Origin of the sequence: Paraurantiacibacter namhicola, from assembly GCF_001687545.1 — a bacterium.
GTDB lineage: Bacteria > Pseudomonadota > Alphaproteobacteria > Sphingomonadales > Sphingomonadaceae > Paraurantiacibacter > Paraurantiacibacter namhicola.
The window spans coordinates 940644-952611 of the sequence record NZ_CP016545.1; the positions used below are offsets into that span (position 1 = coordinate 940644).

6 protein-coding genes are annotated in these 11968 nt (G+C 60.6%); 4 read left to right on the forward strand and 2 right to left on the reverse strand.

All coding sequences use genetic code 11. From position 1 onward, the window contains the following. Positions 1-60: 60 nt before the first annotated feature. Both A6F65_RS04490 and A6F65_RS04495 read right to left on the reverse strand, forming a co-directional pair. Positions 61-1650, reverse strand: a complete 1590-nt coding sequence (locus A6F65_RS04490; protein WP_067786327.1) for a sulfatase family protein — start codon at positions 1648-1650, stop codon at positions 61-63. An 84-nt stretch (positions 1651-1734) separates the two neighbouring features. After that, a complete protein-coding gene (locus A6F65_RS04495) occupies positions 1735-4632 on the reverse strand; it encodes a TonB-dependent receptor (protein ID WP_067786329.1) in 2898 nt (965 codons plus the stop codon). 303 nt (positions 4633-4935) lie between these two features. Between A6F65_RS04495 and A6F65_RS04500 the strand changes: the two genes are divergently transcribed. The 4 genes from A6F65_RS04500 to A6F65_RS04515 all read left to right on the forward strand — a co-directional run bounded on the left by A6F65_RS04500 (position 4936) and on the right by A6F65_RS04515 (position 11937). Continuing rightward, positions 4936-6417, forward strand: a complete 1482-nt coding sequence (locus A6F65_RS04500) for a sulfatase (RefSeq protein WP_067786331.1) — start codon at positions 4936-4938, stop codon at positions 6415-6417. Positions 6418-6493: 76 nt separating this feature from the next. Beyond that, positions 6494-6802 carry an EF-hand domain-containing protein gene (locus A6F65_RS04505; protein ID WP_157093052.1) on the forward strand — a complete coding sequence of 103 codons (309 nt, stop codon included), beginning with the start codon at positions 6494-6496 and terminating at the stop codon, positions 6800-6802. Positions 6803-6973: 171 nt separating this feature from the next. Further along, positions 6974-10537 (forward strand): autotransporter domain-containing protein, encoded by a 3564-nt coding sequence (locus tag A6F65_RS04510; protein WP_067786335.1) that lies wholly within the window; start codon positions 6974-6976, stop codon positions 10535-10537. Further along, complete coding sequence (locus A6F65_RS04515; RefSeq protein ID WP_067786337.1) at positions 10537-11937, forward strand: sulfatase family protein; 1401 nt, start codon at positions 10537-10539, stop codon at positions 11935-11937. Before A6F65_RS04510 ends, A6F65_RS04515 begins: the two co-directional genes overlap by 1 nt. Positions 11938-11968 lie beyond the last annotated feature (31 nt).

Consider the following 11968-nt stretch of genomic DNA (forward strand, 5'->3'; position numbering starts at 1 on the left):
CGCACGCCGGGAGGGTCAGAATCGCGCACAACGTCAGCAAAAGGGCAGGGAGACGAAGCATCAATGGTCGCTCTGGTCGTTTGCCTTCTTGCCGCCTTCGGTCTTCAGATTGTCGCGCAAATCGTCCTCCGTCCCATCGCGCATCCAGCGGTCGGGGAAGTCCGCAGCCTCGGATCCGTTGCTGTTGCGCAGCACGGCACCTTGTCCGTTGCGTTCGGTGAAGGTTACGTAGGCGCGGCCATCTTCCGATCCGAAGTTGGCGAACAGGCCTTCCCGCATGCGCGAGACCACATCCTGGTGGTCGGGCGAAGCGATAAGGTTGTTCATTTCGAAGGGGTCGTTTTGGAGATCGTATAATTCCTCCGTGTCCCACACGCCGTGATACTGGATGTACTTGTAGCGGTCTCCGCGCAGGGCCAGCGTCGTCGGGGTGTGGGGGTAATTATACTCCCAGAAATACTCGTAATTCAGGCCTTCGCGCCAGGGACCCTGCCGCTCCATGCCCATCAACTGGGCCATGAAGCTGATCCCGTCGAACTTTGCTTCGCCCTGCGATGCGCCGGCAAGCTCCAGGAAAGTCGGGGCGATATCGATATTGGCGATCAGGTCCGTATTGACCCGGCCCTTGGCCATTCCGCCGCCCATTGCAATGAAGGGCACCTTCATCGATTCCTCGTAGGCATTGCGCTTGTCGATCAGGCCGTGTTCGCCGAACATGAAGCCGTTGTCGCCCATCATGACGACGATGGTGTTGTCCATCTGGCCGGTCGCATCGAGGTAATCGAGGATGTCCCCAATCCCTTCGTCCACTGCAGCCAACGTCTGGTTGTAGCGCAGCTTGTAATCGACCACGTCCAGCGTGGAGTGATAGGGGAAATCCACCCCGTGCCAGCTATTGCGCTGGTTCTTCACCCACATGGGCTTGCCCTCGTAATTCTCGGGCGTATCGGCCATGCTTCCGGGCAATTTGATGCTTTCGCGGCTGTACAGGTCCTTGTGTCGCTCGGCCGGGATGAAATCCGCATGCACGGCCTTGTGGCTGAGATAGAGGAAGAACGGTTCGTCCGCCTTGCGGCCCTTCAGCCAGTCCATCGCATAGCTGTTGAGATTGTCGGTGATGTAGCCGGGCTGTTCCACATGCTCGCCATTGATGTTGAGCTTGTGCCGCACGCCTTGGTCATTGACCGGCAGGTAATTGCCCTGGCCTTTGAAGCTGATCCAGTGATCGAAGCCGGGCTGCGGGTCGTCTCCATGCCCGCCCATGTGCCATTTGCCGATGAAGGCGGTGGAATAGCCTGCTTCCTGCAGCGCCTGCGGGAAGAAGAATGTGCCCGGGCGGAACTTGATGTTGTTGTCCGCCACGCCGTGATTGTGCATGTACTGACCCGTAAGGATCGAAGCGCGGCTTGGGCTGCACAGCGCGGTCGTGACGAAGGCATTGGGGAAGTAGACCCCTTCGCGTGCCATGCGGTCCATGTTGGGCGTTTCCAGCGCCGGATCCAGGAAACCCATTGCATCGTATCGCTGGTCATCATTCAGGATGAAGATGATGTTCGGGCGCTTGGCCTTGTGGGGTGCGGCGAGGGCCAGTTGCGGCGCGATCGCCGTCCAGAGCAGCGCAATGGCTGTCACGATCCGGACGATGGGCATGGGTGTTCTCCAGACTTCCAATTCAATGTGATGGCGGGGCCGCCGGTTATCCGGTCTGACCCCGCCGATGCGACGAAGGACTCGTCAGTTCCTGAATGTCACGCCGATCACGAACCGGCGATCGTTCACGGTGTATTCCAGCGGCCGTTCCAGCAGTTCCTGATAACGCTCTTCCGGCTCGTTCAGGATGTTCACCGCTTCGAAGGACAGCTTGATCTTGTTCGTCACATCGAAACCGATGGACGCATCGAGCTGGCCGTAGGGCCTGGCGAAGCTCGCCTGGTTCGTGTCGGTCCGCTCGTCGTAAAACTCGCTGCGCCAGTTGTACGCGACACGGGCGGAGATCGGACCCTTCTCGTAATAGCCGATCAGGTTATAGCTATGCTCGGAAAGATCCTGCACCGGGAGCTGCAGGCCGGTCGCGCTCAGCGAACCGAAACCGGCATCGACATAAGTGTAGTTGGCGATGAAGCCGAAGCCGTCGAGCGGGGAGGGCAGGAAGTCCAGGCTCTGCTGCCAGGATACTTCGACGCCCTTCACTTCGGCGCCACCGACGTTCACCGGCGTTTCCGCGCGGATCAGATCCTGCCCGACAAGGCAGCCGTCCGTACCGGGCGTGAATTCTGACTGGTCGTCGGCAATGGGCAGACAGACGCTAGTTACGCCGTCCTCGATGCGCTCATCGTACCGCTTGTAGAACAGCGCGACCGCAATCAAGTTGGAATCGCCGTAATATTTCTCGAGCGACAGGTCGAATTGCGTCACTTCCTCGGGCAGCAGGAAGGGATTGCCGCCACGCGCCCGGTCGAAGCTGTCGGATACGATCAGCAATGGCGAGGCGTCCTGCAGATCAGGCCGTGCCATCGCCTTGGCCGCGCCGAAGCGGACGTAGAAATTGTCGAACGGCGTGGCGACCAGGTTCAGGCTGGGCAGCCAATTATGGTATTTCAACGACTCGCTCTGGAAGATCAGGACATCCTCGTCGAACTGGACGGCATTCGGATCAGGTGCCGGGCCGGAAGAATTGCGGCTGGTGTGGACATAACGAACGCCGACATTGCCGAATACCGGGATGCTACCGACGTCGAAATCGAAATTGAGCTTTACATAAGCCGCAGCGGTCTTGCGTTCGGCATCGTAGCCGAAGGACTCGTCAGGCTGGAGGATGATGCCGTATGTGTCCAAGAGGCGCAAACGGTTGTCGACCAGGAACTGCGGGTCAGGAAGCAGGAAGCTATCCGGCTGGTCGCCCGTGGCACCGTCCAGATAATCATCGAACGGCAGCTGGACAATCAGGCCCGGCTCGCTCTGCAGCAGGTCGTCATAATCCGTATCGCCAAGCGTGCCGTCGGCCGCGCCTCGCGCATCGCGTGCGCGCAAACGACCGCGTACGCCGGTTACCCTAGCGTAACGCGCCCCGAATTCGATTGTGTGAAACGTATCGTTTCCGGTGTCGTAATCGAAATCGAGCCTGAGAGCCTGTTCCTGGGTCCGATCAGTATCTTCGTTGATGGCGATGTTGTTGAAGGTGTAGATCGAAGGATCGTTGAAATCGAACCGCGCGTCTTCCGAAAACCCGGTCACCGGAACGCCGCCGACTTCGGACTGCAGCGGGATGTAATCCGGAACATCGCCGTCACCATCGAAATTGATGAAGAAGAACGGGCTGTCCGTCCCGCCGATGCCGCTCGTCGTATTAATGTAACGCTGGAAGCGCTTGCCCTTACCGAATGACAGCTGGACCTGGCCGTCCAGGCTCGATCCGATCTTGAACTTCGCGCCGGCCTGCACGGTCAGGATGTCCTGCTCCGGCGGGTTCGACGCACCGGAAATGCCAAATCCGATCCCCTGCGCTCGGCCGCGATTGTTGAAACCGCCCAGGAATGCCTGGCGGATCGTCTGGTTCGGCGAAATCACCAGACCCGGAATATCGGAAAAACGATTGTTGATGGCAAACCCGCCCATGCCATCCGGGCTGTAGGCGTTGTTAAGGCGAGCCGTCGCCTGATATTGCCGGTCGTCCGCGCGATTCCGGCTGTATGTGCCGTTGACGTACAATTCGAACCCGGGCGCAGGCTGGTACTGAAAAGCTGCTGTCCAGCTGTCGAGTTTGCGATCCTGCTCCGTAACACGGAACAGCGTCTGGGTCGGCAGATAGGCGCCATCTTGCAGATCCGTAATGATCCCGTCGCTGTTGCGTTCGATCAGTTCGCCCGCAACACCGTCTCCATCAAGGTCAAGCCCGAGGCCGTCCAGCGCCTCGTAACCGCGCACGCGGAAGAAATCCTGCCGCAGCTTGCGATGCTTGCGGGTGTAGCTGACCAGGAAACCGGCCTCGCCAGCACCGTTGCCAACTTCGAAATTGTCGGCAACCAGCACGTTGAAGTTTGGGGTCCATGCATCAGCCCGTTCGGCATATTGCGCTTCGGCGCGGGCGCTAAATGTGAAGCCTTTGCGGTCGAGCGGCTGGCGCGTGTTGAAGCGGACGATGGCACCAAGTGCGCCTTCGATCTCGTCCGCAGCCGGTGTCTTGATCACCTCGATGCTCTTGAAGGCCTCGGACGGGATCGCGTTGAAAGACACGTTGCCATCCGCGGTCGAGCCGACCTGCGTCTGCCCGTTCACCTCGACGCGGTTCTGCGAGAAACCGCGCACGGCGATTTCGGAGCCTTCGCCTTGGTCGCGGTTGATCTGAACGCCGGTGACGCGCTGCAGCGCCTCTGCCACGTTGGTATCGGGCAATTCGCCGATGTCCTCGGCGTCGATCACGTCCTTGATCTGGTCGGAATTGCGCTTCGCATTTGTCGCACCCTGGATAGATGCGCGAATGCCGGTGACGATGATCGTGTTACCGGTGGTTTCGGGTGCATCGTCCTCAGCTTGCTGCTCAGGCGACTGAGCCGCAGCCGGTGCAGAAATGGCAAACATGCTTCCGCTAAGCAGAAGCGCAGTGGTCAGGCGGATACCCGTAGAATTCTTCATTTTCCTCTCCCTCGCCCGAATCGCCGTTCGGAACTTCTTCCAGGCCCATGCTGCTACCGCATTCTACGAACAAGCAGAGGCTTTCGAATCACCTTATGACAATATTGACATGATTTGACAACATTGACATAACGATGGTTGCCCGAACGTCAGTTTCGGGAGAAAGCGGGGCAGGCCCTGCACGATGTCCAGGCGGTGAGACCGTCCTCCGGTGCAAACGGGCAGGCACATCGTTCAGCCTAGGGTCGACCACCAGCTGTAGATCGTGCTGACTCTGGCACTGTGGGACAGGACAAACGATATATGCGCTTGCCAAACTTCAAATTCAGCGCGCTCGCCGCAGCGGTAACGGTCGCACTGGCCGCATGCGCGGCCGGGTCGGCGAACGATTTCACATCTTCAAAAGCCGCGAACGCATCGTCCATGCCCAACATTGTGGTGGTGCTGGTTGACGATATGGGCTGGATGGATGTCGGCTATAACGGCAGCAAGCTTTATGAGACCCCTGCTATCGACGGATTGGCTGCCGATGGCTTGCAGTTCAATCGTGGTTACGTCGCGTTCCCGCGCTGCGTGCCGTCTCGCTATGCACTGATGACTGGCCGTAATCCTGCCCGTGCTTCGATGCCGGGCGAACGCCGCGGCGACCAGTTGCGGCCCGAAGAGGTGACGATCGCCGAAGGTATGAAGCAGGCGGGATATGACACCTTTTTCGCCGGCAAATGGCATCTCGGCAAGAAGAAGGGCGCCATGCCCGAAGACCAGGGGTTCGATATCAATATCGGCGGCGGTTCGGCCGGAGCCGTGGGATCACACTTTTACCCGTGGGGTGCGGAGAAGAAACTGACGCTCGGCCCCGGCCTGGAGGACGGTGTCAAAGGCGAATATATCGCCGATCGCCTGACTCAGGAGACAGTGGAGTTCATCGAGGAACAGCAAGCGACCGGCAACGGCCGTCCGTTTTTTGCGGTTCTTTCACATTATGCTGTCCACACGCCCATCCAGGGCAAGAAGGACGACACGGCTTATTACGCCCGCAAGATCGAGGCCAATGGCGGTGTTCGTCAGCCGGAAGTCGCGCAGATCGACGGCCAGACCAAGCTGCACCAGGACAACGATGAATATGCGGCGATGGTCAAGAGCATGGACGAAAGCGTCGCCAGCGTGCTCGCCACGCTGGACCGGCTGGGAATCGCCGACAACACAATCGTGGTTTTCACTTCAGATCACGGTGGTCTGAGTAATCGCGGTGAAGGTCGTGGTCGCGAGCTAGCGACAAGCAATTTGCCGCTGCGCGCCGGCAAAGGTCACTTGTGGGAAGGGGGCGTGCGCGTGCCTTTCCTGATACGCTGGCCAGCCCGCATCGCGCCGGGCCAGAAAACGGACGCGCTGGTGAGCGTGATGGATCTGTTTCCGACGTTCCTCGACGCCGCCGGTGCGCCGCTGATGCCAGAAGCTCATGTCGATGGCCGAGACATCACCCCGCTCTTTGCCAACCCGGCGATGGAATGGCCGCGCACCCTGCATTGGTACGATCCGCGTCCGCGTCCGCAATCCACCGGTGACACCGCAGCCAGCGCGATCATGGATGGCGATTGGAAATTCGTCATCAGTTACGACGAGAGCGCCGAAGGTGGCCTGTTCAACGTCGTCACCGATCCCGGTGAAACCAGGAACGTGGCAGCGCAAAATCCCGAGCGTGCCGCGCGCATGGAGCAAAGCCTGAACGGTTGGCTGAAATCCATCGATGCGACTAAACCGCGCTTGGGGCGAAAGAAGAGGTAGGCGCCGCGGGTTCAGTATGGCTTAAGTCGGTGCTCTTTATGACATCGATAGAGAACAATAATCACGGAGAGCTACTATGAAAATTCGTCTCGCAATCGCCGCCTCGACAGCCGCCGCCCTTGCCATGGGTGTCGCCACGCCAGTGCAGGCCGCGCCGGACACGATGAAGAAGGCCGAACGCTGGATCAAGCGAATCGACACCAACGAGGATTCCCGCGTCGACATGGAAGAATGGGCCGCATATCGCACGATGATGGTCGAAGAGAAGGGCAAGGATGCCAAAATGGCCGAGCCCAAGCGCGTCGAGCGCAGCTTTAAGAAGAAGGATGCGAATGGCGACGGGTTCATTACCGCCGACGAAGTGCTGGACGACGGCGAAGAATAACAAACATTCCTAGTAAGTTCGCAATGCGGCGGTCCTTCGGGGCCGCCGCTTTCATATGCACGGGTCGTCTGGTTGACAAAGTTGTCAGTCATGTGCGACCAAATGACATTATTGTCACATGCGATACTCGCGCATCGAGATGCGGGCCGCCGAACTACTTGGGAGAAATCGATGTTCATCCGTCGCAAAGGCCGCCATTCCATTAACCGTAATCTCCGTTGCTCGCTCCTGCTCGGCTCCGGCCTGGTCGCAATGATGCCGGGCCTAGCGGCCGCGCAGACGACGATCGACGGTGCGGAGACAAGCCGCGTGACGATTGGGGATGACGATGTTCTGATCGTAACCGAGACCGGTTCCATCGTGCCAGACGATATTGCCGTCAACGTGAAGGATACGACCGGCGAAGGTGTCGTGATCGACAATTCCGGGCGCATCGTCAGCACGAACAACCGCGCCATCAACGGCTTCGGCAATGGGCGGCAGATCGTGACGATCTTCAATCGCGCAGGTGCCCTGATCCAAGGCGATAACGACGCCATCCGCTTCCAGAATGGTGGCGATGCGGACTCGGTCATCACCATCGACAACGCCGGTACCATTTCAAGCGACAACCAGGCCATCGAAGTGCGTTCGATGGCGGATGGCACTCAGTTGATCGTCACCAACCGTGAAGGCGGTGCAATAAGCGGGGGCGTGGGCATCCAGACCAACGCCAACACCAGCGCCGGTGGTAACAACATCCTGCCCACCACGATCGACAATTTCGGCACCATCACCGGGCTCAGCGGGGAGGCAATCTCCCTCGGAACGCGCGGCGAAAAGGTGGTTAACTTGCATTCCGGCAGCACGACGATCGGCGGCGCTGGCGTGGCGGTGGCGCATTATGGCAAAGATGCCTTTACGCTGGGTCTGTACACCGATGCCAATATTACCGGATCCCTGCTCGGCAGCGCCGATGGCGACGCCGTAGACACGCTCGCGCTTCTCGGTGACGGGAGCGATGACATCTACGCCGATATCGCCGAGTTCGAGCGACTGTCGGTCCGCTCCGGCACGTGGACCGTAGCGAACGATTTCACGTTTACCGGCGGCGCCACGCTGGAGGGCGGCATGCTCGTTGTCGATCAGACCCTGACGGCAGATACTAGTGTCCAGTCAAACGCCATCCTCGGTGGCTCCGGCACGGTCGATGGCGTCGTGACAGTGGAAAATGGCGGCGCGCTCTATCCGGGCATGGACGGCACCGTGGGCACGATCACTGTCGGCGGGCTGATTTTGCAGGACGGCTCACAGCTCTATTTCGACCTCGGCTCGCCCGACGATGCCAGCGCCAGCGACCGTATCCAAGTCAATGGCGATTTGACGCTGGACGGCGACCTGTTCGCATCCGACATCGGTGGATTCGGGGAGGGCGTCTATCGTCTGATCGATTTCACCGGCGCCGTTACCGATAACGGCCTCGACATCATCTCGCTGCCCGACGGATATAATGTCGAGGACGGGACGATCCAGGTCACGGCCGATGGCCAGGTCAACCTGATCATTTCGCTGCCTGCCACGGACATCCAGTTCTGGGACGGCTCCGGCGCGCCGGGCGATGGAATTATCTCCGGCGGAAGCGGCAGTTGGGTCAACGACGACAATTCATGGGCCAATGCCACCGGCACCCGCAACGGTTCTTGGGATAGCGGGTTTGCAGTCTTCACCACCGTCGGCGGTACCGTAACCGTAGATGACGACATCACATTCTCCGGCATGCAATTTATGGTCGATGGCTATGTCATCGCCGATGGCACCGGTGCGCTGACCATCACCGAAGAGGCGACCTCCATTCGTGTCGATCCCGACGTTACAGCGGAAATCTCTGCCGATATCGGCGGCGAAGGCGGATTGTTCAAACAGGATACCGGCACGCTGATCCTTTCCGGCAACAACACCTACACCGGCGAAACCAACGTCGCCGATGGCGAGCTTCGCCTGCAAGGCGGCTCCGCCATTGTCGATTCCGGCACCGTGACGCTCGGCGGCCAAGCCCTGCTTACGGTTACGGATGACGAGACATTCGAAACGCTGGAAGGCACGGGCACTGCAAGCCTCCTGTCTGACCTGTCGGTCGGCGGGGCGGGCGCCGACTTCGTCTTCGGGGGCATGATTACCGGCGATGGGGCACTGGTGAAGGAAGGCAGCGGTGTCTTCACGTTGACCGGCCAGAGCGATCACACGGGCGACACGCTGGTGAATGCCGGGGAGTTGCGGATCGACGGCTCGACTGCCTCCACGGTATTCGTCGCCGACGGAGCCCTGCTTTCCGGCACCGGCATGACTGGAGGCCTCGACATTTCGGGCACGCTTGCGCCCGGCAATTCCATCGGCACGCTGATGGTAGACGGGGACGTGACGCTCAATTCCGGCAGCATTTTCGAGGTTGAGGTCGATCCGCAGGGCAATTCCGACCTGCTGCTCGCCAGCGGCACCGTCAACATCAATGGGGGCGAGGTCCAGGTGCTGGCCGACGGCACCGATTACGCGCGGGCCACGCAGTACCAGATCATCGGGGCGGACAGCGTTACGGGTGAATTCGACGGCGTCAGCGACAACCTGGCCTTTCTCGATTCCTCGCTGTTTTACATGGATGATGCCGTGCTGCTGCGCCTCGTGCGCAACGATGTCAGCTTCGCTTCGGTCGCGACCGATCCCAACCAGGTTGCAGTCGCCACCGCACTGGATGCCGCGCCGTTCACCCCGCTCTTCGACACGCTGGTCAATTTCGATGCGGCGTCCGCTTCCCAGGCGTTCGAACTGCTCTCGGGCGAAGGCTTTGCCGGCACGCTCGCGCTGCTGAATGCCAATGCCTACGAGGATCGCCGTCCATTCGTGGACCGCCTGTCCGGCCCGATCGTGGAGGGTGCGGGCATCTGGGCGGATGCTTCCATCATGGACAGCTCCGTCGACGCGACCGATGGCTACGCTGCCGGAGATTCCCTGCGTGCTGCCTTCTCGACCGGTTTCGAATTCGGGATCGGCGACTTCGGCAAGATTGGCGTGGGCGGGTTTTACGGCAATAACGACTTCGTATTTTTCGGACCGGACTCGCAGGCGAACGTGAAGACTTATGGCCTGTTCGGTTATGCCGGGGCCAATGTCGGCACGGTCGCGCTGCGCACCACGGGCGGGTATACCTGGTACGAAGCAAATTACGAACGTCGCTTTCTCGTGACCGGCCTGTCGGACGATCTCGCGGGCCAGGAGGATGGCGATGGCTGGCAGGTCTACGCCGAAGCGGCGCTGCCTCTTTCCATCGGCAATTTCTCCATCGAGCCCTTCATCGGGTATGCCCATGTCGAAACCAATCTCGACGGGCTTGCCGAAAATGGCGGCATCGCGAGCCTGACCGTGGACGAAGCCAGCTATCAGACGGATAGCCTTCTCGGCGGCGTCCGCGTGGGCGGGCCGCTGGTGCAGCTTGCCCGCGATACCCAGCTGAATCTCGATTTCGAATTGACCGGGCAGAAACTGCTGGATGACAATACCCGCGCGGTACGCACGGCCAGCTTCTCCACTGGCGGCGGGCCGTTCACGATTGGTGGTGCGCAGCCCGGCGACACCTTGGTCGACCTGAAGTTAGGCGTGACCTTACCCGCCATGGGTGGCGAATTCAGCGCTGCGGGCCTGGGGACTTTCGGCGATGGCTACGATAGCTATGGTGCCAAGATTTCCATGATTTGGGGGTTCTGATGATTGCTATCGGAAAAGCGCTGCGCACGGCATTGCTGGGCCTGATTGCCTTCGCGGTTGCGCAGCCCGCTGCCGCACAGGACGCGGAAAAGCCAAACATCGTCGTCATCTTCGTGGATGACATGGCATGGGGTGACATGTCGGCCAATGGCGCCGGGGCTTGGATCGAAACGCCGCATCTCGATGCTCTCGCGGCTTCGGGCATCCGCTTCACCGACGGTTATGCAGCCTCGGCCGTTTGCGGGCCGAGCCGTGTCGGCTTGCTGACCGGCGTCTATCCCGCGCGGCTTGGCGTGTGGTGGAACCCGGATACGACCAAGGCGGAGATGCCCGAGAGCCAGCCGCTCATGCCGCAGCTGATGCGGGCGAATGGCTATGACACGGCAGTGATCGGCAAGTGGAACCTTGCGAACGAGGCGCGCTCCGTTGCCGATACCGTAATCGGGCCCATGATCTGGGGCGGCGTGTACCATCCCGGCGAAGACGGCTCCTACGAAGGCGTCGGCTACGGCTGGGGCGCGGGTGGCCACGCATCCGGGCACTGGATCGCCGAGGATGAAGACGGCGAGTACCTGACCGACTGGCTGACGCGCGGCGCGGTAAGCTATATCGACGGCCATCGCGGCGAGAAACCGTTCTTCATGTACCTCGCGTACAACGCACCGCACAGCCCGATTGAGGCGTCGGCACGGTATCGCGAGCAGGTGTCCCACCTGCCGACGCAGCCGATGCAATTCTACGCCGCCATGTTGCTGGCCGTGGACGATGGCGTGGGAGAGGTGCGCGCGGCGCTGGAACGGCGCGGCATGACCGAGAACACGCTGGTCTTTTTCATCAGCGACAACGGCCCGGCGACGGACGGTTTTCGCGGTTGGCCGGAAGACTGGCCGGAAACGCAGCTGGGCGTGACCGGCTCGCTGAGCGGTCACAAGGGTGAATTGCGGGAAGGCGGCATCCGTGTGCCCTTCGTCGCAAGCTGGCCCGCGCGCATCCCGGCGGGTCAGGTCAATGCATTCCCGGTGACGACGGTGGACCTCTACCGCACCTTCGAAGACATGTTCGGACTTTCAGAGCCCTATGGCGAGCTGGCCGATGGCAACAGCCTGCTGCCCCTTCTCACCGGACAAGCCAACGAATTGCCTTCGCGCGATATCTACTGGCAGAAGCGTATCTGCCGGAAGAATGGCAAATGCGTCGATTCCGCCGCAGTCCGGCATGGCAACTTCAAGCTGCTGTACGAAGATGGCGGAGAGCCGCAATTCTTCGACCTGGCGGCCGATCCGGGCGAGAGCGCGGACGTGAGCGCCCAGTATGCGAACCGGTTCCGCAACATGACAGGGCGTTACGCAGAGTGGAAGGCGGCCCTGCCCGAGCCAAATGGCGACAAGGCAAAGAAGTGAGCCTTTCGTTCGCGACAATGCCGTTCAAACT